25 protein-coding genes and 1 pseudogene are annotated in these 22435 nt (G+C 69.9%); 21 read left to right on the forward strand and 5 right to left on the reverse strand.

The genetic code is table 11. From position 1 onward, the window contains the following. Positions 1-144 precede the first annotated feature (144 nt). From H4W80_RS06605 to H4W80_RS06665, 13 genes are all read left to right on the forward strand, one after another. Positions 145-468: a DMT family transporter gene (locus H4W80_RS06605; RefSeq protein ID WP_192784252.1), complete on the forward strand. Its 324-nt coding sequence runs from the start codon at positions 145-147 to the stop codon at positions 466-468. Beyond that, the gene (locus H4W80_RS06610; RefSeq protein ID WP_192784253.1) at positions 465-1130 is read left to right on the forward strand and encodes a TetR/AcrR family transcriptional regulator; all 666 of its coding nucleotides are present in this window, start codon (positions 465-467) and stop codon (positions 1128-1130) included. The genes H4W80_RS06605 and H4W80_RS06610 overlap by 4 nt, the downstream gene beginning before the upstream one ends. Positions 1131-1150: 20 nt before the next feature. Further along, positions 1151-1705 (forward strand): GNAT family N-acetyltransferase, encoded by a 555-nt coding sequence (locus tag H4W80_RS06615; protein WP_192784254.1) that lies wholly within the window; start codon positions 1151-1153, stop codon positions 1703-1705. Beyond that, entirely contained in the window at positions 1702-1995 is a 294-nt protein-coding gene (locus tag H4W80_RS06620; RefSeq protein ID WP_192784255.1) for a DUF952 domain-containing protein, read from the forward strand. Before H4W80_RS06615 ends, H4W80_RS06620 begins: the two co-directional genes overlap by 4 nt. 99 nt (positions 1996-2094) lie before the next feature. Beyond that, on the forward strand, positions 2095-2469 hold the full coding sequence (locus tag H4W80_RS06625; RefSeq protein ID WP_192784256.1) for a nuclear transport factor 2 family protein: 375 nt from the start codon (positions 2095-2097) through the stop codon (positions 2467-2469). 705 nt (positions 2470-3174) lie between these two features. Then, positions 3175-3381, forward strand: a complete 207-nt coding sequence (locus H4W80_RS06630) for a hypothetical protein (RefSeq protein ID WP_318786727.1) — start codon at positions 3175-3177, stop codon at positions 3379-3381. Between the two features lie 551 nt (positions 3382-3932). After that, positions 3933-5636 (forward strand): enoyl-CoA hydratase-related protein, encoded by a 1704-nt coding sequence (locus tag H4W80_RS06635; protein WP_192784258.1) that lies wholly within the window; start codon positions 3933-3935, stop codon positions 5634-5636. A gap of 16 nt (positions 5637-5652) precedes the next feature. Next, positions 5653-7182 carry a helix-turn-helix domain-containing protein gene (locus tag H4W80_RS06640; protein ID WP_192784259.1) on the forward strand — a complete coding sequence of 510 codons (1530 nt, stop codon included), beginning with the start codon at positions 5653-5655 and terminating at the stop codon, positions 7180-7182. 123 nt (positions 7183-7305) lie between these two features. Beyond that, on the forward strand, positions 7306-8310 hold the full coding sequence (locus H4W80_RS06645) for a tyrosine-type recombinase/integrase (protein ID WP_192784260.1): 1005 nt from the start codon (positions 7306-7308) through the stop codon (positions 8308-8310). Positions 8311-8404: 94 nt separating this feature from the next. Then, the gene (locus tag H4W80_RS06650; protein ID WP_192784261.1) at positions 8405-8656 is read left to right on the forward strand and encodes a helix-turn-helix domain-containing protein; all 252 of its coding nucleotides are present in this window, start codon (positions 8405-8407) and stop codon (positions 8654-8656) included. 107 nt (positions 8657-8763) lie between these two features. Beyond that, positions 8764-9711 (forward strand): ATP-binding cassette domain-containing protein, encoded by a 948-nt coding sequence (locus tag H4W80_RS06655; RefSeq protein ID WP_192784262.1) that lies wholly within the window; start codon positions 8764-8766, stop codon positions 9709-9711. Continuing rightward, positions 9708-10502 (forward strand): ABC transporter permease, encoded by a 795-nt coding sequence (locus tag H4W80_RS06660; protein WP_318786728.1) that lies wholly within the window; start codon positions 9708-9710, stop codon positions 10500-10502. Before H4W80_RS06655 ends, H4W80_RS06660 begins: the two co-directional genes overlap by 4 nt. A 12-nt stretch (positions 10503-10514) precedes the next feature. Beyond that, positions 10515-11315 carry a MerR family transcriptional regulator gene (locus H4W80_RS06665; protein ID WP_192793319.1) on the forward strand — a complete coding sequence of 267 codons (801 nt, stop codon included), beginning with the start codon at positions 10515-10517 and terminating at the stop codon, positions 11313-11315. Between the two features lie 49 nt (positions 11316-11364). Here H4W80_RS06665 and H4W80_RS06670 read toward each other — a convergent pair whose 3' ends face one another. Further along, positions 11365-12021 carry a ribonuclease FAU-1 family protein gene (locus H4W80_RS06670; RefSeq protein WP_192784263.1) on the reverse strand — a complete coding sequence of 219 codons (657 nt, stop codon included), beginning with the start codon at positions 12019-12021 and terminating at the stop codon, positions 11365-11367. Between the two features lie 138 nt (positions 12022-12159). Between H4W80_RS06670 and H4W80_RS06675 the strand changes: the two genes are divergently transcribed. The 3 genes from H4W80_RS06675 (at position 12160) to H4W80_RS60295 (ending at position 14269) form a co-directional block, all read left to right on the forward strand. After that, positions 12160-12492, forward strand: a complete 333-nt coding sequence (locus H4W80_RS06675; RefSeq protein ID WP_185075410.1) for a YnfA family protein — start codon at positions 12160-12162, stop codon at positions 12490-12492. Between the two features lie 257 nt (positions 12493-12749). Then, on the forward strand, positions 12750-13646 hold the full coding sequence (locus H4W80_RS06680; protein ID WP_192784264.1) for a LysR substrate-binding domain-containing protein: 897 nt from the start codon (positions 12750-12752) through the stop codon (positions 13644-13646). Positions 13647-13726: 80 nt separating this feature from the next. Then, a complete protein-coding gene (locus H4W80_RS60295; RefSeq protein WP_225966525.1) occupies positions 13727-14269 on the forward strand; it encodes a hypothetical protein in 543 nt (180 codons plus the stop codon). On the opposite strand, the pseudogene H4W80_RS60300 reads toward H4W80_RS60295, so the two are convergent. The 3 genes and pseudogenes from H4W80_RS60300 to H4W80_RS06695 form a co-directional block, all read right to left on the reverse strand. Then, positions 14255-14410, reverse strand: a pseudogene (locus H4W80_RS60300) (MerR family transcriptional regulator); the annotation flags it as partial. The gene H4W80_RS60295 and the pseudogene H4W80_RS60300 sit on opposite strands and share 15 nt — an antisense overlap. A gap of 110 nt (positions 14411-14520) precedes the next feature. After that, the gene (locus tag H4W80_RS06690) at positions 14521-16083 is read right to left on the reverse strand and encodes a serine hydrolase domain-containing protein (RefSeq protein ID WP_225963290.1); all 1563 of its coding nucleotides are present in this window, start codon (positions 16081-16083) and stop codon (positions 14521-14523) included. A gap of 347 nt (positions 16084-16430) precedes the next feature. After that, positions 16431-16871: a YybH family protein gene (locus H4W80_RS06695; protein ID WP_192784265.1), complete on the reverse strand. Its 441-nt coding sequence runs from the start codon at positions 16869-16871 to the stop codon at positions 16431-16433. Positions 16872-17118: 247 nt separating this feature from the next. Between H4W80_RS06695 and H4W80_RS06700 the strand changes: the two genes are divergently transcribed. From H4W80_RS06700 to H4W80_RS06720, 5 genes are all read left to right on the forward strand, one after another. Then, complete coding sequence (locus tag H4W80_RS06700) at positions 17119-18018, forward strand: ABC transporter ATP-binding protein (RefSeq protein ID WP_192784266.1); 900 nt, start codon at positions 17119-17121, stop codon at positions 18016-18018. Further along, the gene (locus tag H4W80_RS06705) at positions 18015-18737 is read left to right on the forward strand and encodes an ABC transporter permease (protein ID WP_192784267.1); all 723 of its coding nucleotides are present in this window, start codon (positions 18015-18017) and stop codon (positions 18735-18737) included. Before H4W80_RS06700 ends, H4W80_RS06705 begins: the two co-directional genes overlap by 4 nt. An 8-nt stretch (positions 18738-18745) precedes the next feature. Then, positions 18746-19948, forward strand: a complete 1203-nt coding sequence (locus H4W80_RS06710) for a sensor histidine kinase (protein ID WP_192784268.1) — start codon at positions 18746-18748, stop codon at positions 19946-19948. Next, positions 19945-20538 (forward strand): response regulator transcription factor, encoded by a 594-nt coding sequence (locus tag H4W80_RS06715; protein ID WP_192784269.1) that lies wholly within the window; start codon positions 19945-19947, stop codon positions 20536-20538. The genes H4W80_RS06710 and H4W80_RS06715 overlap by 4 nt, the downstream gene beginning before the upstream one ends. Before the next feature lie 90 nt (positions 20539-20628). Continuing rightward, positions 20629-20826: a hypothetical protein gene (locus H4W80_RS06720; RefSeq protein ID WP_192784270.1), complete on the forward strand. Its 198-nt coding sequence runs from the start codon at positions 20629-20631 to the stop codon at positions 20824-20826. 64 nt (positions 20827-20890) lie between these two features. Here H4W80_RS06720 and H4W80_RS06725 read toward each other — a convergent pair whose 3' ends face one another. Further along, positions 20891-22129 (reverse strand): glycosyltransferase, encoded by a 1239-nt coding sequence (locus tag H4W80_RS06725; protein WP_192784271.1) that lies wholly within the window; start codon positions 22127-22129, stop codon positions 20891-20893. Positions 22130-22435: the final 306 nt, after the last annotated feature.

Genomic DNA, 22435 nt, shown 5'->3' on the forward strand with positions numbered 1-22435 from the left:
CGACAAGCGCAAGCGCGTCCCAACCCACACCCACCAATGGAACACGCATTCGACAGCCTTTTCAAGCAGTTCCGCACATCCGCACCCGCCACGCGAGCCAGATAAAATGGCACACCAGTACCAGTTTTCGTCTGGGAGACCCCCATGCCCTGGCTCCTGCTCGCCCTCGCCATCACCACAGAAGTCCTCGCCACCACCGCACTCAAACTCTCCAACGGCCTCACCCACCTCGGCTGGACCATCGCCGTCGCCGCCGGCTACATCACCTCCTTCACCCTCCTGTCCCAAGCCCTCAAACAACACCTCGACATGGGCACCGCCTACGCCGTCTGGTCCGGCGCCGGCACCGCCGCCATCGCCCTCATCGGCGCCACCTTCATGGGGGAGACCCTCACCCCACTCAAGATCGGCGGTATCCTCCTCATCATCGGCGGCGTCGTAGTCCTCAACCTCGCAGGTGGCCATTGAACCCGCACCAGGACCACACACCAGCAGGCACCCACCCCACCGGCGACCCCGCCCCGGCCGCACCGGCGGGGGAGCGGCACCACCACCCGCCCGCCGGCCCCACCGCCCGCACCGGCCCCACACAAGCACGCGGACGCCGCCGCCGCGCCACCCTCCTGGCCGCCGCCGTCGACCTCCTCACCCAAGGCGGCTTCGCCGCCGTCACCCACCGAGCCGTCGCCCACCACGCCAACCTCCCCCTCGCCGCCACCACCTACTACTTCGCCTCCCGCGACCAACTCCTCGCCGAAGCCTTCGCCCAACTCGTCGAAACCGAACTCACCACCACCCGCACCTGGATCACCACCCACGGACTCGCCGCCCTCACCGACCAGATCGCCACCGCCGACCGCACCCGCCAACTCGGCCTCTGGGAGCTCTACGTCCACGCCGGCCGCGACCCCGCCCTCCAGCAGATCGCCCGCCGCTGGGCCGACGGCTGCATCCGCCTCATCGCCGACACCCTCCACCTGCCCGAGACCGACCCCCGCGTCCGCCTCCTCTACACCACCCTCAGCACCCTCTGGCTCGAGCAAGTCGTCGAACAACGCCCCCTCGACGAAGCCCGCACCCTCCTCACCCTCGCCATCAACACCGCCGAAAACACATTGCCGCCACCCTGACCCCTCCCTACACTTCCTCCGTGCTCAAACCCCACTACCCGATCACCACCGACCGCCTCCACCTACGCCCCTTCACCCCCGACGACCTCGACGCCGTCCACGCCTACGAATCCCGCCCCGACGTCGCCCGCTACCTCTACTGGGAACCCCGCGACCGCGACACCAGCGCAACCTTCCTCGAAAAGAGAGCCACCCGCACCGCCCTCCACGACGAAGGCGACGCCATCGACCTGGCCGTCACCCTGCGCCACACCGGCGAGCTCATCGGCCAGACCCTGCTCATCTGGACCAGCAAACAACACCGCCAAGGCGAAATCGGCTACATCTTCCATCCCGACCACCACGGCCACGGCTACGCCCCCGAAGCCGCCCGCGAAATGCTCCGCCTCGGCTTCGACGACCTCGGCCTCCACCGCATCACCGGCCGCCTCGACGCCCGCAACACCGCCTCCGCCCGCGTCCTGGAAAAACTCCACATGCGCCGCGAAGCCACCCTCATCGACAACGAATACGTCAAAGGCGAATGGAGCAGCGAAACCATCTACGCCATCCTCCACGCCGAATGGACGCCATGACCCCCATCCACCACCTCGCCCTGCGAACCGACTGGGAAAACGCCCAGCAAGCGGGGGAGTACCGCATCTCCACCCTCGGCCACACCCTCGACGAGATCGGCTTCATCCACTGCAGCCGCGACCTGACCCAGCTACGCGGCGTCCACACCACCTTCTACGCCCACGTCACCCAACCCCTGGTGATCCTCGACATCGACCCCACCGGCCTCGACATCCGCCTCGAAAACGGCTTCCCCCACCTGTACGGGCCCCTGCCCATCACCGCCGTCACCGCCGTACACCCCTGGTAACACACCACAGGGGAGCGGACCACAGCCCGGGGGAGAGCCACTCACCTCAACCCCGCAAAACCGCCCTCACACCCAACCCCACACCCGCACAATGGGCCCATGAACCCCCGAACCGCCGCCCAACGCTTCGCCGACACCTGGCAACACGGCTGGACCCACCACGACACCGCCGCCATCATCGCCCTCTACCGCGACGACGCCGTCCACACCAGCATGCCCTTCCGCCCCCCACACCAGGGCAAACAGGCCATCGCCGACTACATCACCTGGTCATTCACCGGCGAAACCAACCCCCACGTCACCTTCGCCGACCCCATCGTCGACGGCGACACGGCCGCCATCGAATTCCGGGTCCACGCCCACGACAACGGCCGCCCCATCACCCTCGCAGGCTGCGTCTTCGCCCGCTTCGACCCCGACGGCCTCGCCACCGAGACCCGCGACTACTGGCACACCACCGACGGCCACCAATAACCCCGCCCAGCCGCCGGCCCGCACAACCGGCCACCCCGCACCCCACGCGGGGAACAACCCACCAAAACGATCAGCGCACCACCCGCAACGGCGTACGCACCGGACCCTGCACAGGCACCGCCGGCGCCGGAGCCGGCTCCAGACGCACCATCTGCTGCGTCTGCTGCTGCGCCTGCTCCTCAGCACGCCGCTCCGCGCACCCACCCGCGCAGTAACCGTTCGTCAGAATGAGACGCCCCCGCAGCGCCGTGTACGCCTCCTTACCCGTCGCAGGCACAACTCCCTGACACACCGGGCATAACACCGACTGGCTCCCCACGTGCTGCTCCTCTCGCGGCGCGAATAGCAGGACTTCCACCTTAAAACCACACCTCGCGCCAAGGACAGCGAATCGACAGAACGTCAAACTCTCCGTAAGCGCCCAGGGGAGCCCGCCACACCACCACACCGAACCCCGAAACCCCCGCTCAGCCCCCCGAAACCGGCCCTCGCCACACCCCTGGACCCCGCCGCGCGGCCGGGAAAAAAATCCCATCAGACCCACCGGCCCCAGCCGCCGAGGGGAGCGGCAGACCCCTCCCGAAAGCGGCTACTTGACATAATGTTCATTATCAAGCAACTGGCATGAACCGCCCGGGCGCGGGCAGACGCCTTAACATGTCCGCCCTGGAGATCACAACCCCCGGTCTTGTCGCACTCACAGGCGTGATCACCGCCCTGGCCATCTGGCTGATCATCCTGGCCGTCCGGCTCACCAGGAACCCGCGCAACCGGCCCGGCGTCAGCATGGACATGGTTGATCAGGTCCGTGAGCTCAAGTCGCTCGGTCAGATGCAGGAAGCCGTGTTCTTCGTACGCGGTGAGACCGGCATGAGCCAGCGGGCCGCCGCCCGCTTCGTCAAGCGCCTGTGACCCCCTCCCGGCCCTCACCCTCGACATCTCATCCCATACCGGACAGAAGCTGAATTCTGTTTGGTATGGGATATAAAGCAGCAAACGGCACTTAAGGGCCTTAACGCCCGGAGGTGCCATCCCCGCGCGCCGGCCCGTGCCCGCCTGCCGGCCGTCTCGCCGCGTTGCGCTCTCGCGCCCTCGCGCTCTTGCGCCCTCGTGGCCTTGCGGTCGGGACCGCTGCGGGTTTGAGAAGGGGCTCTTGTGCGCGGGCCGGCCGCTCCCCCGGGGCTGAAGCTCCGGGATGGCGGGTTTCGGCTGGAGTGTCACGCTGGGTGGCACCTCCATCACAGACTGGACGTTTCGGGCAAATCATGTCAATTGGGGCCGGTCAGAGCGGGTTTTTGTCCGGAACTGTCACCAGCAGTCGACGATGCGTGTCAGCATGAATGGCATGTATGGGCCATATGGGGCTGTCTTAAAAGCGTGGGGCCGGAGGGAACGCCTCTCCCGCTGAGCAGTCCCCCGCCCCCTGAACTCCGTGTCCCTCTTGCCTGGAAAGAAGTCCCCCGTTGCGTATCTTGCTGCTGTGCTCCTCGTTCAACGGCCTGACCCAGCGTTGCTGGCTGGAGCTGCGCCGGGCCGGTCATGACGTCGGTGTCGAGCTGGCCGTGTCGGAGCAGGCGATGGTGGAGGCGGCCGAGCTGGCCAAGCCTGATCTGGTGATCTGTCCGTTCTTGAAGGAGCGGGTGCCTGAGCGGTTGTGGCAGGCGCATCGTACGGTGATCATTCACCCGGGTCCTCCTGGGGACCGGGGGCCGTCGTCGCTGGATTGGGCGATTTTGGAGGCCGAGCCCGAGTGGGGGGTGACGGCGTTGCAGGCGGTGGAGGAGATGGACGCGGGTCCGATCTGGGGTTTCCGGACGTTCGCGATGCCGTCGGAGGCGCCGCGTAAGTCGGCGTTGTACAACGGGCCGGTGGCGGATGCCGCGGTGGAGCTGGTGGTGGAGGTGGCGGGTAAGGCGGCGGATCCGTCGTTCGCGCCGGTGCCGTTGGATTACCGTTCGCCGGATGTGCGGGGGCGGTTGCGGCGGGCGATGCGGCACTCTGATCGGGAGTTTTCGTGGGAGGAGCCGACGGAGGAGATCGTTCGGCGGGTGCGGGCGGCTGATGGTGCGCCTGGTGGGCGGTCGGTGCTGGGTGATGTGCCGGTGCGGGTGTTCGACGTGTATCGGGGTCCGGAGCTTGGGGGGCGGCCGGGTGAGGTGGTGGCGCGGCGTGAGGGTGCCGTGCTGGTGAACACCGGTGATGGTTCGGTGTGGGTGGGGCATGTGCGGTTGGAGCAGGAGGGGGCGGTGAAGCTTCCGGCGGCGTTGGCGTTGGGTGATCGGGTGGCTTCGGTGCCGGAGCGGTCGGGGTACAGCGAGATCACGTATGACCGTAGTGATGGTGTGGGGGTGGTGAGTTTCGACTTCTATAACGGGGCGATGTCGTCGGATCAGTGTCGGAGGTTGGCGTCGGCGTTGCGGTATGCGGTGGCGCAGGACACGAAGGTGCTGGTGGTGCGGGGTGGGGAGACGTTCTCCAACGGTATTCATCTGAATGTGATCGAGGCGTCGCGTCATCCGGAGTTGGAGGCGTGGGCGAACATCAATGCGATCAATGGGGTGTGCCGGGAGATCGTGGGGTGTACGAGTCAGTTGGTGGTGACGTCGATCGGGGGGAATGCGGGTGCCGGTGGGGTGATGATGGGTCTGGGGGCGGACCGGGTGATCATCCGGGAGTCGGTGGTGTTGAATCCGCATTACCGGACGATGGGGTTGTTCGGGAGTGAGTACTGGACGTATGTGCTGCCGCGGCGGGTGGGGGCGGAGGCGGCGCGGCGGTTGACGCGGCAGGCGTTGCCGGTGGGTGCTGCGGAGGCGGTGGAGTTGGGGTTGGCGGATCGGATGTTGGCTGGTTCGCGGTTGGACTTCGAGCGGCGGGTGCTGGAGTACGCGGAGCGGTTGGCGGTGGATCCGGGTTATGATCGGCTGCTTGCCGGTCGGCGGCAGGCTCGGGAGGTGGATGAGCGGCGTAGGCCGTTGGATGCTTACCGGGCTGAGGAGCTGGCGGAGATGAGCCGGGACATGTTCGATGATCGGCATGAGTTCCGGGCGGCGCGTCGGGGGTTCGTGCATAAGGTGCGGGCGCAGGCGACTCCGGAGCATTTGGTGCGTCTTGGTGGGTTGTCCGGCGCGTCGGGGTCTGGTGGGGCTGGGGCATCTCATATGTGAGATATGGTCTCGTGTTGTGTCAGATGATTACCTTGTACGGATCGGCCGGTTGATCCGGGATGCGCGCCAGCATCGTGGTTGGACGCAGCTTCAGTTGGCGGATGCGCTGGCGACGTCGCAGAGCGCGGTCAACCGGATCGAGCGCGGCAACCAGAACATCAGTCTTGAGATGATCGCCCGGATCGGTGAGGCGCTCGACAGCGAGATCGTTTCGCTGGGGTATGCGGGGCCGATGCATCTGCGGGTGGTGGGCGGTCGCCGGCTGTCGGGCAGCATCGATGTCAAGACGTCGAAGAACGCGTGCGTGGCGTTGTTGTGTGCGTCGCTGCTGAACTCGGGGCGGACGATCCTGCGCAAGGTGGCGCGGATCGAGGAGGTCTACCGGATCCTGGAGGTGCTGGCCTCGATCGGGGTGCGGGCCCGGTGGATCAACGAGGGCAGCGATCTGGAGATCGTTCCTCCGGCTCGGCTGGAGCTGGAGGCGATGGACACGGAGGCGGCGCGCCGTACCAGGAGCGTGATCATGTTCCTGGGGCCGTTGATGCACCGTACGGAGCAGTTCCAGATCCCTTATGCGGGGGGGTGTGATCTGGGGACGCGTACGGTGCAGCCGCACATGTCGGCGCTGAAGCATTTCGGGCTGGACATCACGGCGACGGGCGGTTTCTATCACGCGCGGGTGGATCGGGGGGCGGCGCCGTCGCGGCCGATCGTGTTGACCGAGCGGGGTGACACGGTGACGGAGAACGCGCTGCTGGCGGCGGCGCGGCACGACGGGGTGACGGTGATCCGTAACGCCTCCTCCAACTACATGGTGCAGGATCTGTGCTTCTTCCTGGAGGAGCTCGGGGTGCGGGTGGAGGGGGTGGGGACGACGACGTTGACGGTGCATGGCCTGCCGGACATCGAGCGGGATGTCGACTACTCCCCCTCTGAGGATCCGGTGGAGGCGATGAGTCTGCTGGCGGCGGCGGTGGTGACGTCGTCGGAGCTGACGATCTGCCGGGTGCCGGTGGAGTTCCTGGAGATCGAGCTGGCGGTGCTCGAGGAGATGGGCCTCGATTGTGATCGGGGGCGGGAGTACGCGGCGGCCAACGGTCGTACGCGGCTGGTGGATCTGACGGTGCGGCCGTCGAAGCTGGTCTCCCCCATCGACAAGATCCATCCGATGCCGTTCCCCGGGCTGAACATCGACAATGTGCCGTTCTTCGCGGCGATCGCGGCGTCGGCGCAGGGGTCGACGTTGATCCATGACTGGGTTTACGACAATCGGGCGATCTATCTGACGGAGCTGACGCGGCTGGGGGCGTCGGTGAAGCTGCTGGATCCGCATCGGGTGCTGGTGGAGGGTCCGACGCGGTGGCGCAGCGCGGAGATGATGTGCCCGCCGGCGTTGCGGCCGGCGGTGGTGGTGCTGCTGGCGATGATGGCGGCGGAGGGCACGTCGGTGTTGCGGAATGTGTACGTGATCAACCGCGGGTATGAGGATCTGGCGGAGCGGCTGAACGCTCTGGGGGCGCGGATCGAGACGTTCCGCGACATCTAGGGCGTCGCTTGTGGGCGGGCGTCTCGGCTGGTGTCGGGGCGCTCGTTCTGGGGCGGTGTTTCTGTCGGTGTCGGCCGCTACCGTCGTGCTTGGTTCGTCGTGGCGCGAGGGAAGGGGTGGCCGGTGCGGCCTGCGGAGCTCGACCGGTTGACGGTGGCGGAGGCGGCTGACCGCTATGTGGAGCTGGTGCGGGCGCGGACGGTGACGGGGGCGTTGTCGTCGTCGACGGCCGAGGTGTATGCGCGGGATGTGGCGACGCTGGTGGAGTTGGCCGGCGCTGATGTGGTGCTGGATGATCTGACGGGCGCGGATGTGGATGCGCTGCTGCTGGCGTTCGCGCGGCGGCCGGATGGGCGGTTGCGCAGTCCGAGTGGGGGGCAGTCGCCGTCGTCTCAGGCGCGGTTTCGGCGGTCGATCTCGGCGTTGTTCAAGCATGCGACGCTGGCGGGGTGGGTGCAGATCAATCCGATGACGGCTTCGACGGTGACGTCGAAGGAGCGTGGGGGGTTGCGGCCGCAGCGGCGGGCGTTGACGCGGGAGCAGGCGCAGGGGTTGATCGGGGCGGCGCGGACGTTGGGGGATGTTGCGCCGCCGGAGGGTAAGCGGCGTGATCAGCGTACGGAGTTGCGTGATGCGGTGATCGTGTTGTTGCTGGCGACGGTGGGGCCGCGGGTGTCGGAGTTGGTGCGGGCGAATGTGGAGGATTTCTTCACCAACGACGGTGTGCGCTATTGGCGGATCTTCGGTAAGGGCGGGCGGACGCGGGATGTGCCGTTGCCGGATGATGTGGCGGCGGTGTTGCAGGAGTATCTGGCGCGGGGGCGGGCGGCGGTGGCGGAGAAGGCGTTGCTGTTGTCGTGGCGGGGGCGGCGGCTGGCGCGGGGTGATGTGCAGGCGGTGATCGATCGGGTGCAGCAGCGGGTGGATCCTGATCAGCGGCGTTCGGTGACGCCGCATGGGTTGCGGCATACGACGGCGACGCATTTGCTGGCCGATGCGGTGGACATGGATGCGGTGCGGCGGGTGCTGGGGCACAGTGATCTGGCGACGCTGGGGCGTTATCGGGATGAGCTGCCGGGTGAGCTGGAGGTGGCGATGCGTGCTCATCCGTTGTTGCGTGGCCGGTGAGGTCGGGGTGGCGCTCCCCCGGTTGGCGTGATTCCGCCCACCGTAGGCTCGATAACTATACCGGTATTTGTATCCCGGGTATAGAGTGGGTGTCATGGTACGACCTCCGTTGACTCTTGAGGAGCGGCTGCGTGGCGAGCAGCTCGGCTTGGTGCTGCGTCAGGCCCGTGGCGAGCGCAGCATCGTCGAGGTGGCCGCTGCTGCCGGGATGTCGGCCGAGACCCTTCGCAAGATCGAGACCGGCCGGATCGCCACGCCGGCGTTCTTCACGATCGCCGCCCTGGCCGACGTGCTCGGCATCTCGCTCGACCGCCTGGCCACGCGCTCCACTCCCGCCGCCACCTGACCTGCGGGGCGGGCCGGGAGGACGGCGGTGTCCTGCTGTGCCCGCTCAGCGCCGGGTGCCGCCGGGATTTGCCCCTGACGCAGGGTCAATCTCCCACCATGGTCGCCATGACCACGAAAACCAGTGCGATCGAGGTGACCGGGCTGCGCAAGGCGTACGGCGATCTCGAGGTGATCGCCGGACTCGACCTGAGCGTTGCCGCGGGCACCGTCTACGCCCTGCTCGGCCCCAACGGGGCCGGCAAGACCACCACGGTCCGGATCCTGTCCACGCTGCTGAGCGCGGACGCGGGGCGGGCCCGGGTCGCCGGGTACGACGTGCGCCGCGAGGCCGAGCGGGTGCGCGCGTCGATCGGGGTGACCGGGCAGTTCTCGGCCGTGGACGAGTTGCTGACCGGGCGGGAGAATCTGCGGCTGATGGCCGACCTGGGCCACCTGGACCGGCGGCGGGCCGGGAGTGTGGTCGGGGGGCTGCTGGAGCGGTTCGATCTGGTGGGCGCCGCCGACCGGCGGGTGGTGACGTACTCGGGCGGTATGAAGCGGCGGCTGGACCTGGCGATGACGCTGGTGGCGGGGCCGCGGCTGATCTTTCTCGACGAGCCGACCACCGGACTGGACCCGCGTAGCCGCCGTGACCTGTGGGGCGTGGTGCGGGAGCTGGTGGCCGATGGGGTCACGGTCTTCCTCACCACCCAGTACCTGGAGGAGGCCGACCAGCTGGCCGACCGGATCGGGGTGCTGGACGGGGGCCGGCTGGTCGCCGAGGGCAGCGCGGCCGAGCTGAAGCGGCTGGTCCCCGGCGGTCGCGTGGAGCTGCAGGTGGCCGACCGCGAGCGGGTGGCGGAGCTGGCGCGCCGGTTGCCCGGGGCGGTCCCGGACGCCGGGGCGCTCACCGTGACCGTGCCGCACGACGGCAGTCTGGCCGCCCTGCGGCGGCTGCTGGAGGGGATCGACGACGACGGCGCGGTCACCGGGCTGGCCGTGCGGCCCCCGGATCTGGACGAGGTGTTCCTGGCCCTCACCGGCCGCCCCGCCGCCGAGGAGGTGACGGTGTGAGCAGCGCGACGTACGCCGTGCGTGACTCGGTGACCATGCTGCGGCGCAATCTCAGGCGCATGGCCCGTTACCCGTCGATGACGTTGATGCTGGTGGGCCAGCCGCTGCTGTTCCTGCTGCTGTTCGTCTACGTCTTCGGCGCCACCATGGGCGCCGGCCTGCCGGGAGCTCCGGCGGGGGGCCGTGGCGGCTATCTGACGTTCATCACTCCGGGGATCTTGATGATGACGGTGGCGAGCGTGTCCATCGGCACGGCGGTCCTGGTCGCGACCGACATGAACAACGGGATCGTCGACCGGTTCCGGACGATGGCCGTCGCGAAGGTCTCGGTGCTTTCCGGTCACGTGCTGGGCGCGATGATCCAGACCGCGTTCGCGCTGGTGGTGGTCGTGGGGGTGGCGTTGCTGATCGGTCTGGACAGCGGCGCCTCGGTGGCGCAGTGGGCGGGGCTGGCCGCTCTGCTGGTGCTGGTGTCGTTGGCGATGACGTGGTTCGCCGTGGCGTTGGGGCTGGCCAGCCCGGATCCGGAGACCGCGAGCAACCTGCCGACGATCTTCGTGGTGCTGCCGTTCGTGGGCAGCGGGTTCGTGCCGGTCGCCTCGATGCCGGCGGGGTTGCGGTGGTTCGCCGAGCACCAGCCGTTCACGCCGATCATGGACGCTTTCCGCGGCCTGCTGGCCGGGTCGCCGAGCGGGCCGGCCGTGCTGTGGGCCGTCGGGTGGTGCGTGGCGATCGGGTCGGCGGGCTATGGGTGGTCGCGGCGCCTGTTCCGGACCCGCGCCGCGCGCTAGGAGACTGGTGTGATGCTGACCATCGGCGAGCTGGCTTCGTATGCCGGGGTGACGGTGCGCGCGGTGCGGCACTATCACGCCAAGGGGTTGCTGCCGGAGCCGGAGCGGGACCACTGGGGCTATCGCCGCTACGACGCCGGCGCCGTGGTCGAGCTGATCAGGATCCGCACGCTCGCCGGGGCGGGGGTTCCGCTGGCGCGGGTGCGGGAGCTGCTGCGGGCCGATGAGGAGGAGTTCGCCGCGGCGGTCGCGGACATTGACCGGCGGCTGCGGGCGGAGATCCGGCAGCGGCAGCGGTCGCGGGAGCGGATCGCCCGGCTGGCCGCCGGGGACCAGCTGGTGCTGCCGCCGGAGGTGGTGGAGTTCCTCGATCGGCTGCGGGCGCTGGGGGTGGACGAGCGGATCGTGGCGGTCGAGCGTGACGGCTGGATCCCGCTGGCGGCGCACTCCCCCGGGCGGGTGCCGGAGTGGGTGGCGCGCAAGCGGGAGCAGCTCGCCGACCCGCAGCTCGTGGACTTCTATCTCACCCTGGGCCGGGCTCTGGACTGGAGCGCCGAGGACCCGCGGCTGGTCGAGCTGGCCGACAGGCTGGCCGCCTCCATCACGCGGATGGCCGAGGAGCAGGGCGAGGACTACGTGGACGTGGTGGGGGTCGAGGCGCCGTTGGTGCGGTTGATGGATGATCTGGCGTTCGACTCGGCGCCGCCGGCGCGCCGGCTGATCGGGCTGCTGAAGGAGCGCGGCTGGACGGGCTGGACCCGGCTCGAGCGCGTGGACCCGCCGCCGCAGGGAGAGGTGCGGCGGCCCCAGTGAGCGGCCGCGCTCAGGGCTGGGCGAGCTGCTGGGGGGCGCCGCGCGGGAGTCAGAGGGGCCGCAGGGCGTCGTCGGGGAGCGTCGGGGTCGGCCACAGGTCGTGGGCGGGGGGTGACCAGTCGCAGGCGAAGGGGCCCTGCCGGGTCTCGAGGAGTCCGACGACCTCGTCGCGGGCCGCGGTGACGTGCCGGTGCACCTGGTCGTCGATGAGGCCGAGCCGTCTGCCGTGCCGGTATTCGTCTTCGTCCTTCCACCGGTGCCGGGACAGGTCGGGTTCGGCGATCAGGTCGAGCATGAGGTCGAGGGTGTCGATGCCCAGGCGGGTGCGCCGTTTGGGCAGGTCGAAGTCGATGTACCAGGTCAGGGGCCGGTGGTCGGCGTCGAAGAACTGGCGGACGGTGAAGTGTTTGTCGATGCCGTACCAGCTGCGCACGACGGTGTCCCGCCAGGTCCACCAGCCGAGTTCCCACCGGCCCGAGGCCAGTTCGTCGATGGTCTGCTCGCGGCGGGTGCCGCCGTTCAGGAACGAGGTGATCCAGGTGGTGGAGGCGAGGCTCTTCAGCCCTGGCCAGCCGGCCACCACGAGGTAGTCGTCGGTGTCCTGGAGGACCCGGTACGGGGTGGCCGTCCACACCTTGCCGTTCCGGACGTGGCGGCGCACCGCCGTGGCGCCCTCGTCGAAGCGGGTGTTGCCGTCGGCTGTCATGCGTTCGATCATGCCGGTTGCGAGGAGGTATGGGCAGGGTTGCGTGGTGCGGCGCTTGGTGCGGGTTGCCTGCCACGGGGGCCTGCTCGGGTGGGCCCCGTGTGCGTGGCGGGGGCGGGGGCTGGTGCAATGGCGGGCATGAGTGTGGTGCGTTCGCTGGTGTTGTTCGCGTTGGCCGCCCTGTTCGAGATCGGCGGGGCGTGGCTGGTGTGGCAGGGGGTGCGGGAGCAGCGTGGGCTGGTGTGGGCGGGCGCGGGGGTGATCGCGCTGGGCCTGTACGGGTTCGTGGCCACGTTGCAGCCGGATGCGCATTTCGGGCGGATTCTGGCCGCGTACGGCGGGGTGTTCGTGGCGGGGTCGCTGCTGTGGGGTGTGGTGGCCGACGGGTTCCGGCCGGATCGGTGGGATGTCGTGGGGGCGCTGGTGTGCCTGGTGGGCGTCTTGGTGATCATGTATGCGCCCCGCGGCTGACGGGCGTCCCTGATCGTCGGAGTGGCTCACGCGGCGAGCGCCGGGCCCGCGCGGTCGTGGGCGTCAGCGGTGTCGATCGCCGGGCCCGGGCCTGTGGGGGCGGTGCCGGCCGCGGTGGGAGACCTGGTAGTGGCTGATGAGCCAGCCGGCGTGCGAGCGCTAGCCGAACTCCCAGCGCACGTCGGCGGCAAAGCATTGCTCACGCGTTATCTTCTCTACGATTGATATCGCCGTAGTGCTATGCGTCTGGAGGCGTGATGGAGCTCAACTCGCTCAGGCAGTTCCTGGTGGTAGCGCGGCTGGAGCACCTCAGCGGCGCGGCCGAGGAGCTGCGCGTCGCCCAGCCATCGCTGAGCCGTACCATCGCCCGCCTGGAGAGCGAGCTGGGCACGCCGCTGTTCGACCGGAGCGGCCGGCTCCGGCTGAACGACACGGGCCGGCTCTTCCGCGACCACGTCGAGCGGGCGCTGGGCGAGCTCGACGCGGGGCGGCGAGCCGTCGCCGAGGCCGCCAGCGAAGGGGTGGGCAGCGTGCGGCTGGCCTCGGAGACCTTCCTCACGCTCACCGGGCCGCTGGCGGCCTACAAGCGCGCCCACCCCACCGTCGAGGTCGAGCTCCGCTGGGCGCCGGCCGAGGACATGGCCCGTCACCTGCGCTCTCAAGAGGTCGATCTGTGTGTCGCCTCGCAGCCGATCCCCGCGGAGGGCCTGGAGTCGGTGGAGCTGCTCGACGAGGCGGTGGGGCTGGCCGTGCCGCTCGGCCATCCGCTGGCGGGCCGTGCCGGCGTGAGCGTCGAGGAGCTCGCCGATCAGGCCTTCGTCAGCGCCGGCAGGGGGCACTGGCAGCGGCGGCTCCTGGACCGGCTCTTCGCCGCGCGAGACCTGACCCCGAGGATCGTCTGCGAGGTCGATGAGCTCAGCGCCATCGCGGCCCTGATCAGCGCGGGGCTCGGCGTCGGGCTCGTCCCCGCCTTCGCCCTCGGTGGCTCCACGCGGGTTCCCGCCGCCTGGGTGCCCGTCGACAGCCCTGACTGCCGGCGCGCGGTCACCCTGTACTGGGGCGCCGGCAGCCATCTGTCCACCGCCGCCCGCCTGATGCGCACCACGATCGCCAACTGGGACTGGACCACCGGCGAGCCACAGGAGAAGCGCTGACGAGGTGTGCTGCCGGCGGCGCGGAGCTTGGTCTCGACGAGCGTGACCCCCCGGGCCGCGGCCGATCCCGGCTGTTCGCCGTGCAGGGCGATCAGCTTGTAGCGGGTCGCGGCGTCGGTGCGGGCTTGCAGGCCGGTCACGATCTTCAGGTGTGCGGGGTTGGCGAGGAGGTGGTCGGCAATGGCGGTGGCGAGTTCGGCGAGGCGCGGGTCGTCCGGTTCCCAGGCCGCGGCTTCGGTCGCGCGCTTGATCAAGGCGACGAAGCGGGGGTCGTCGAGGGCGTGCTCGACATGGGTGAGGTAGTCGTCGAAGCCCTCGGGGACCAGGGCCCTGGCCAGTACCCAGCCCTCCCTGGTTGCCGCCACCTGTTCCGCGGGGAAGCCGAGGCCGGACATCCGCTCCAGCAGCGCCACGGCGTGGTCGGGCAGCAGGGCCCGGTCTCCGTCGGCGAGCCGGCGCAGGGTGTCACGCCGCGTGATCAGCTCCTCGATCCGTTCGGTGAGCTGCCGTTCGACGTCGGCGAGCGTGGCGGCGAACTGGGCGGGGTCGGCGTCGAGCAGGGGCCCGATCTCGGCCAGGGGCACCCCGGCGGCGGCCAGCGTCCGGATCTGCACCAGCCGTAGCAGGTCGGCCGATCCGTACGTGCGGTAGCCGGAGCTGTCGCGTTCCGGCTCCTTGACCAGGCCGAGCTTGTGGTAGTGGCGCACCGTCTTCACCGTGACGCCGACGAATGCCGCCGCCTGCCCGATCGTGACTCCGTTCATCGGCGCAATCCTGCCTTGTGCTGGAGCTCGGCGGCCGAGCAGGCCACGGCCGAGCGTGTGGACGGGCCACGCCGAGCTCGTCGGGCTCGGCGTGGCCCCGGTTCGCGTGCTCAGCCCGTCGGCTGTGCCGGATCGGCCTGCCCGCCGCGGAACACCTCGTTGAGGAGCCTTTGCTGGGCCTTCTGGAAGGCTGCCGCGATGGACAGGCCGGCGTCGTCCACGCAGTTCAGCGCGGCGGTCAGGGTCTTGCTGCCGTCGGGGGTGCTGTACATCAGGGCCGCGTGGCCCACGGCGGCGCCGTTGTGGGAGATGAGGGTGCCGTCGTCCGTGGTCACCACGAACACTCCCAGGCCGTAGTCCATGTTCGGGATGCCCGTCGGGTGCGGGGTGCACATCTCGGCCAGCAGCGGGGCCGGCAGGAGCGTGCCGCCGAGCAGCGCGGAGATGAACGTGTGCAGGTCCTGGGTGGTCGAGATCATGTCGCCGCCGGTGGAGATCCAGGAGGGGTTCTGGCGGGTGATGTCGATCGTCTTGTGCTCGCCTGCGTCCTCGTACCGGTAGTAGGCGTGGGCGTGCGGCTCGGGGATCTCCGGCGAGGCGTCGGGCAGCAGGGTGCCCGACAGGCCGAGCGGCCCGAGGATCAGCCGCCGCATCTCTTCGGCCAGCGAGCGGCCGGTGACCTTCTCGATCAGCAGCCTGGCCAGCACGTAGTTGGTGTTGGAGTAGCTCCAGCCCGTGCCCGGCTCGAACCGTGCCGGCTTGGACAAAGCCAGCTCCACCAGCTCCTGCGGCCGGTAGGTCCTGAGCCGGTCGTCCACCCACTCTTTGCCCGTGGTGCCGTAGGGGATGGCGATCCCCGGCACGATCGTCCCGTCGTCGTAGACCTCGCCGGTGAAGTTGAACAGCCCGCTGGTGTGCTGCAGCAACATCCGGACCGTGATCCGCCGGTCCAGCCCGAACTCGGGCAGGTAGTCCGCCGCCGGGGTGTCGAGCCCGATCTTGCCCTCGGCCACCAGCTGCAGCACCAGGGTCGCGGTGAAGGTCTTGGTGTTGCTGCCGATCCGGGCATGCCCGTCGATCGGCGGCTTGGCGGTCCCGCCCAGCTCGCGCGCCCCGGCGCTGCCGGCCCACTCGCCGCGCTCATCGTGCACGCGCAGCGACACCCCGACGAATCCGGACTCGACGATCTCCTCGATCGCCCTCTGCAGCTCCGGGCGGTCCTGCCCGGCCGCAGCTTCCGGTACGGTCCCGCTGTCCGCGCCGGCTGCCCCGGCGGCGTCGAGCGCTTCGGTGATCTTGCGGGCCATCGCGGCCGTGGCGGGGCTCGGCCGGCCCTGGCGCACTTGGGCGGTTTCGACAGCGACGAGAACGGCGCCGCGGAAGTTGCCGGCCTCGGCCGGGTCCTGCTGGTGCAGCAGGTTCATGGCCGCGGTCAGGGCCGGCAGCACGCGGTCGGCGATCTCGGCGACGGACTTGCCGGCCAGGTCCTTGCCCTTGGGGTACTCGGCGAGGACGTGCCCGACCAGGCCGGTGGCCGAGCCCAGCGCGATGCTGCCGTCAGCGGCGCCCCTGTGGGGCTTGCCGGCGGCGCCGGCGGCGGCCATCAGCGTCACGGCGCCGTACGCGGCGATCCGCAGAGTGCTCTTGTCCTGGTCGGAAAGGGTGATCGTCATGGTGGCTTGTCCTTTGAATCCGTTACGTCCGTGCCGGCTTCGTGCGGCTGCGCCGAGCTTCCACCCTGACCCGAGGTCAACCTCAACCGTGATCTGGCTCACAGCGGCTTCGCGAGCTTGAAGTTCGCGAGCGCGGCGCCGTACCACTGCTCGCCGAGGCCGAAGCACGGCGGCCGACCGTCGGTCATCATCGACGACACGCTTCCCACCGTGCTCCGCCGCGGAGCGAACGCGGAGTCCGCCGAGCGGATCCAGCCCGGCCCGATCATCCCCGGCGGCAGGCGCAAGGGACAGAACCCATCCGTCAGGGATGTAGTGCCGCGGCGCGGGCGAACGGGGTGGTGGGATCAGGGCTCGAGGTCGACAACGCCTTTGCCGCTGGCGATGTCGAGCGGCACCGAGACCTGGTCGTGCACGATCAACCACGTGCCCTCGATCTTCCGGAGGCAGTGCGTGACCCTGACCCACATGCCGCTCGTCGCCGTCCCGTTCTTCAGCGTGCCGCCGAGGCGGGCGAAGGCGTGCCCGAAGGCCACGTCCTCGCCCACGGTGAGGGTCAGGTCGCGAACCTCGTAGGTCACACGCTCGAAGAATGTGAACACGGGCGCCCAGTTCTTGAGCTTCGCCTCGATCCCCACGTGCTGGAGCGGCTGCTCGATGTCGAACGACACGATGTCCGTCGCGTAGAGGCGCTTGAGAGCCTCGAGATCCTTGCCTTGGAGCCCTCCGACGATCTTGGCGATCAGTTGGCGGATGTCGGCTTCATCAGCCTCGCGTTGCGTGGGCATCGCTCCCCCGGTCCTTCCTTTGTGGTGGGATCTTGGCTTCTCACACTCCCAACGTTATGACTGATGAGTTATCTTGTCCAAGATAAATATTGCTATGACGTTATGCTCCGTGCGGCATGACAGAATCGTGCAGTCTTGGCGTGAACGGCCTGTCATCTGCGGCATCTCTGACCCTGACGTTTGTCACATGGGGCTGGCTGACGCACGGCACTACAGCCGCTGCTGCCGCCTCGCTCATGCTGAACGCATGGGAATCGCGCTGGAACTCAAAGCTGTGAGCAGGCGCTACGGCGCCACCGTCGCGCTCAACGGCGTGGATCTGGATGTGGAACAAGGGCAGGCGGTCGCCGTGCTGGGCCCCAACGGGGCGGGCAAAACGACCATGCTCTCCATCGCCTTGGGACTGCTGTCCCCTGATGAGGGAACGGCCAGGGTGTTCGGCCGCCTGCCCGCCGAGGCGCTCAAGCGAGGCGAGGTCGGGGCGTTGCTGCAGGATGCCGGGCTGCTGGACGACGTGCGGGTGGCGGAGCTGGTGGCTGCGGTGGCCGGGATGTACCCGCGCCCGATGCCGGTCGAGCGGGTGATGCAGGCGGCGGGCGTGCAGGACCTGGCCGGGCGGCGGGTAGGCAGGCTGTCCGGCGGGCAGCAGCAACGGGTACGGTTCGCTCTGGCGCTGGCCGGGGATCCGGCGTTGCTCGTCCTCGACGAACCCACCGTGGGCCTGGACGTGGAGAGCCGCCGCGCTCTGTGGCAAGAGGTGCGCGCCCGGACGGCAGCGGGCCGCACGGTGGTGTTCGCCACCCATTACCTCACCGAGGCCGACGACTACGCCGACCGGATCGTGTTGCTGGCGGACGGCGAGATCGTGGCGGATGGGCCGGTTGACGCCATCAAGTCCCTGGTCGGCGGTACGGAGATCCGCTTCCGGACCGATCGCACCGATGTGAGCCGGTTCGAAAGGCTGCCCGGCGTTCGCCAGGTGCGCATCGAGGGGCGCACGGTCGCCCTGCGCACAGGCGACTCCGACGCCACCTTGCGCACCTTGTTCGCGACGTTCGACGCGTTCGACGACGTCAGGGACGTGCGCACGGCGAGCACTGATCTGGAGAGCGCCTTCGTCAGCCTGACGGGAGGGCAGGAGCGATGAGGTCGTACCTGAGCCTGGAGATGCGGCGCGGCTTTCGCAACCCCGCCGGGCTGGTCCTGCTGACGGGCTTCCCGGTGGCCCTGTACCTGCTGTGGACCAAGGTGCTGAACGTGGTGCCGCAGGAGCAGCAGGGTGATTTCGCCGCCGCCACGATGGTGTCGATGGCCACGTACGGCTCGATGGGCGGCGCGTTGTTCATCGGCGGCGCCATCGCGCTGGAGCGCAGCAGGGGCTGGGCGCGGCAGCTCGCGGTGACGCCGCTGCCTGCGCACGGCTATGTGGTGGCCAAGCTGGTCAGCGGGGCGAGCGGGGTGCTGCCGAGCATCGTCGTCGTCCTGGCCGCGGGCGCGCTGTTCGCCGGGGTACGGCTGCCGTTGTGGACCTGGCCGGCCCTGGTGGTGCTGATCTGGCTGGGCGTCATGCCGTTCGCCGCGCTGGGCATCGCCTTCGGCTACACGCTCAAGGGACAAGCCGCGAACCTGGCCATGATGGCGGTCTACTTCGGCCTGTCCGTCCTGGGCGGGTTGTGGCTGCCCGTACAGCTGATGCCTGAGGGCATGCGGGTGCTGGCCGAATACAGCCCGGCCTATCAGGCGGGTTCGCTGGGCTGGCGGGCGCTGGCGGGCGAGTGGCCTACCGGGACAGCGGTCGGCGTGCTGGCCTGCTGGACCCTGCTGTTCACCGCGCTGGCCATCTGGCGCTACCGTCGGGCTCTGTGAAGGTGGGCATGGCGGCGGCGGATTTCGGCCGGGGCCGCCGGGCGATCCGGGCCGGTGCCTTGGCGTGGCTGCTGTTGGTGGGCTGGCCGCTCTGGTCGCTGCTGGAGTCGGGGCCAGGAGCCTGGCGGGTGGTGTGGGCGTTCGCGGCGGTGGCGGTGTTCGCGGCCTGCTGGGTGGCCGTCATGTGGCGGATGTTCGGCGCCAGGAGGCCGCCGCTTCCTGCCGCGGCAGGGCTGATCGTCACGGCGCTGTCCCTGCTCCCGGTGCTCGGGCCGCCGTGGGTGTACATCTCGTTCGTGTTCGTCGTCAGTGCGCTGGCCACCTCACTGCAGGGTGTCGCATTCGCCGCCGCGGTGGCGGTGACCGCGGGCGTGGAGGTGGTCGCGCTGATGGCGCAGGGGATCTCGTTCGGGGGGATCTGGTGGGTGCCGGTCGCCATCGCGGCGCAGGCCGCCGCGGTGGACAGCATCAAGCGGATGGGGGTGCTGCTGGCACGCCTGGACGCGGCCCGCGCCGAGGTGGCGCAGCTGGCGGTGGAGAACGAACGGCTGCGCTTCGCCAGGGATCTGCACGACATCCTGGGGCACACGCTGACCTCGATCATCATCAGGAGCCAGCTCGCCGCCCGGCTGGCCCGTACCGATCCCGATCGGGCGGCACGTGAGATGACCGACATGGAGCAGGTCGCTCGCCGGGCGTTGGACGAGGTGCGGCACGCGGTCGCCGGCTATCGCGCGCCGGCGCTGTCGGAGGAACTGGACAAGGCGGCGCGTGAGCTGCGGCTGGCCGGGATCGAGCTCGAGGTCTCCCCTGCGGATGTGCCCATTCCTGCCGCTACGGAGATCCTGCTGGCGTGGGTCGTACGGGAGGCCGCGACCAACGTGCTGCGCCACAGCCGGGCCCGGCACTGCTGGATGGACTTGCGCGTGGACGCGGGAGCGGCCAGCGTTGAGGTCTACGACGACGGGTCACCGGTGGGCGGGATCGGTGCCGGCATCACGACTGGCGAGGAGACGGTCGCCACATCGGCGCCGAACATGGTCACCGGCCCGAGCGCGGACCGGGCGCAGCCTTCCGGGCAGCCCGACGGCAACGGGCTGACCGGGCTGGCCGAGCGGGTCGCGCAGGCAGGCGGACTGCTGGAGGTCGGCAGGCCGGCCGGCGGCGGCTACCGTCTCTACGCCCGTGTCCCGCTGGCTGACGCGTCATGATCCGGATGCTGATCGCGGATGACCAGGACCTGGTCAGGGGAGGTCTGGCCGCGCTGCTCGCGCTGGAGGACGACATCGAGGTGGTCGCCGAGGTGGGGAGAGGCGACGAGGTCGTGGCCGCGGTGGCCGAGCATGACCCCGACGTCATCCTGCTCGACATCGAGATGCCGGGCCTGTCTGGTCTGGAGGTCGCCGCACGCCTGCGCGACCGAAAGGTGATCATCGTGACCACCTTCGGCAGGCCCGGCTACCTGAACAGGGCACTGGACGCGGGCGTGGCCGGGTTCGTGGTCAAGGACGCTCCGGTCACGGAGCTGACGGCGGCCGTGCGACGGGTGCTGGCAGGTGAGCGAGTGCTCGACCCCAAACTGGCCGTCACGGCCCTGACCGTCGGTCCAAGCCCGCTGACCCAGCGGGAGGCCGAAGTGCTGCGCGCCGCCTCCGACGGCTCCACTGTGGCCGACATCGCCCGCCGGCTGTTCCTCACCGACGGCACCGTACGCAACTACCTGTCCTCGGCCATCCGCAAGACCGGAGCCCGCAACCGCGCCGAGGCCGTCCACGTGGCCGAGTCCCGCGGCTGGCTGTGATCGGCGACCAGCCAATTCGTCGAGTCCGCCGGCGTCCAGAGGAAGAAAGGGAGAGCGGCGGGCAGTACTCTACCCGCGTTCCTGACCAAGGTGGCCGACCTGGTCGTGCTGGACGCCAATCCGCTGGCGGACATCCGCAACACACGCGCGATCCATGCCGTGATGACACGCGGTCGCCTCATCACGCGCGAAGAGCGGGAGAAGATCCTGGCGGACGTCGAGGCCGCCGCCAAGGACCCGGAGGCCGGCGCCGCCTCACTACCGGCATGTGTCTGCCACGGCATCTGACGCGGCCCCGACCGGCCGCGGGCGTGCGGACCGGCGGGGTGCCTGCCTGTGTAGCCTCCGGGGATCAGCCCGCGGAGCCGCTCCGGCCGGTCATGTCGAGCAGCAGCTTCGCGGCCTGCTCCGCCCCGTCGGTGCGGACCGTCTCGGCCACGACGGCCGCGCGGGCACCGGTCTCGGGAGCCAGGGCGATCTTGAGGGCGGCCGACAGGGACTCGGCGGTCGGCGTCGGACCGTCGTGTCCCGTGCCGATGCCCAGCTCGGTGACCCGGCCCGCCCAGTACGGCTGGTCCGCGACCTGCGGCACGATCACCTGCGGCGCCCCGGCACGTGCCGCCGTCGTCGTGGTGCCCGCGCCGCCGTGGTGCACGACCGCGGCCACCCGGCCGAACAGCGCCTGCTGGTTGACCTCGCCGACGGCGAAGCAGTCGTCGGCGTCGTCGATCAGGGCCAGGTCGGCCCAGCCGCTCCCGAGCAGGACGCGGCGGCCCTGCGCCCGGACCGCTTCGATGACGGCCCGGGAGACCTCCTGCGTGTTCGCGCCCCGGATCAGCATGCTGCCGAAGCCCACGTACACCGGCTTCGCGCCGGCGGCCAGGAACGCTTCCAGGCCGGCGGGGAGCGGGCGGGTGTCCGGCCGGATCCACGCGCCGGTCTGCCTCACGTCGAGCTCCGGCGTCTCCTGCCACGGGCCCAGGACCGGGTCGGCCGCCAGGAACGGGTGGCCGGTGAAGACGTGGTCGCGCACGCCGCTCACCGGCGGCAGGCCGATCGAGGCCCGGTGGGTGTTGATCGTCTCGCCGAACAGGGTTTCCAGGTTCTCGGCGTGCAGGTCCCACAGCCCCCGGTTGTCGGTCACCTCAGGGGGGATCACCTGGCCCGGGCGGCGCAGCGGCGGGTGATGCGCCGACGGCAGGTAACACGGGGAGAAGGACGTGAACACATAAGGTACGCCGAGCTTCTCGGCCGCGTTCCGCGTGCCGGCCAGGGCCGGGAACGAGCCGGTGGCCACCACCGCGGCGCAGCCCTCGGCCACCTCGGCGACCGTCTCGTAGGCCATGGCGGTCAGCTCGGCGGAGATGTCGGACAGGCCCGCCTTCTCCTTGCCGGGGATCGCCCCCGTCGCCAGCGCGCGGATCGGCCAGCCGAGGGGAGTCAGCGGCACGCCGGCATCGTCCAGCAGGTCCGCGTAGTCCGGCGGCGCGCACACCCGCACCTCGGCGCCGAGCGCCCGTAGCCGCACCGCCAGCCCCGCCATCGGCTCGACGTCCCCGCGCGACCCGTAGGTCACCAGCACAAACCGCATTCCGCGGTCCCCCGATCTCCGTAAGTTCCGATGTCGAAGGGTGATTGTGCGGGACGACCGGGGTCTTGTGGCAAGTCCCCCCCTGCGCTATAGATTGGAAGTGGCAAGGAGTGGATATTCCCCTTGCCCTTTTTTATTGCCTCCCCCGCTCGCCCGGCCGGGGACGGCGCCGGCCCGCCAGCCCCGCCACATGGTCGCCATGCACAAGACGATGCCGACTTCGGGCGCCGGCATTCGCCACGCCGACGCGGTGCCAGGTGACACTCCCGGCGGTATGCCCGCCCCCGCCGCCGGGCGAACCCCCGG

Origin of the sequence: Nonomuraea angiospora, assembly GCF_014873145.1 — a bacterium.
In the GTDB taxonomy this organism is placed as follows: Bacteria; Actinomycetota; Actinomycetes; order Streptosporangiales; family Streptosporangiaceae; genus Nonomuraea; species Nonomuraea angiospora.

Bases quoted from the DNA above. Each gene is read 5' to 3' on its own strand.
- H4W80_RS06625 (WP_192784256.1), top strand. From the start codon at position 2,095: ATGAACCCCCGAACCGCCGCCCAACGCTTCGCCGACACCTGGCAACAC.
- H4W80_RS06710 (WP_192784268.1), top strand. From the start codon at position 18,746: ATGGCGGCGGCGGATTTCGGCCGGGGCCGCCGGGCGATCCGGGCCGGT.
- H4W80_RS06620 (WP_192784255.1), top strand. From the start codon at position 1,702: ATGACCCCCATCCACCACCTCGCCCTGCGAACCGACTGGGAAAACGCC.
- H4W80_RS06695 (WP_192784265.1), bottom strand. From the start codon at position 16,871: ATGCCCACGCAACGCGAGGCTGATGAAGCCGACATCCGCCAACTGATC.
- H4W80_RS06670 (WP_192784263.1), bottom strand. From the start codon at position 12,021: ATGACAGCCGACGGCAACACCCGCTTCGACGAGGGCGCCACGGCGGTG.
- H4W80_RS06700 (WP_192784266.1), top strand. From the start codon at position 17,119: ATGGGAATCGCGCTGGAACTCAAAGCTGTGAGCAGGCGCTACGGCGCC.
- H4W80_RS06705 (WP_192784267.1), top strand. From the start codon at position 18,015: ATGAGGTCGTACCTGAGCCTGGAGATGCGGCGCGGCTTTCGCAACCCC.
- H4W80_RS06650 (WP_192784261.1), top strand. From the start codon at position 8,405: ATGGTACGACCTCCGTTGACTCTTGAGGAGCGGCTGCGTGGCGAGCAG.
- H4W80_RS06680 (WP_192784264.1), top strand. From the start codon at position 12,750: ATGGAGCTCAACTCGCTCAGGCAGTTCCTGGTGGTAGCGCGGCTGGAG.
- H4W80_RS06665 (WP_192793319.1), top strand. From the start codon at position 10,515: ATGCTGACCATCGGCGAGCTGGCTTCGTATGCCGGGGTGACGGTGCGC.
- H4W80_RS06725 (WP_192784271.1), bottom strand. From the start codon at position 22,129: ATGCGGTTTGTGCTGGTGACCTACGGGTCGCGCGGGGACGTCGAGCCG.
- H4W80_RS06715 (WP_192784269.1), top strand. From the start codon at position 19,945: ATGATCCGGATGCTGATCGCGGATGACCAGGACCTGGTCAGGGGAGGT.
- H4W80_RS06605 (WP_192784252.1), top strand. From the start codon at position 145: ATGCCCTGGCTCCTGCTCGCCCTCGCCATCACCACAGAAGTCCTCGCC.
- H4W80_RS06675 (WP_185075410.1), top strand. From the start codon at position 12,160: ATGAGTGTGGTGCGTTCGCTGGTGTTGTTCGCGTTGGCCGCCCTGTTC.
- H4W80_RS06690 (WP_225963290.1), bottom strand. From the start codon at position 16,083: ATGACGATCACCCTTTCCGACCAGGACAAGAGCACTCTGCGGATCGCC.
- H4W80_RS06655 (WP_192784262.1), top strand. From the start codon at position 8,764: ATGACCACGAAAACCAGTGCGATCGAGGTGACCGGGCTGCGCAAGGCG.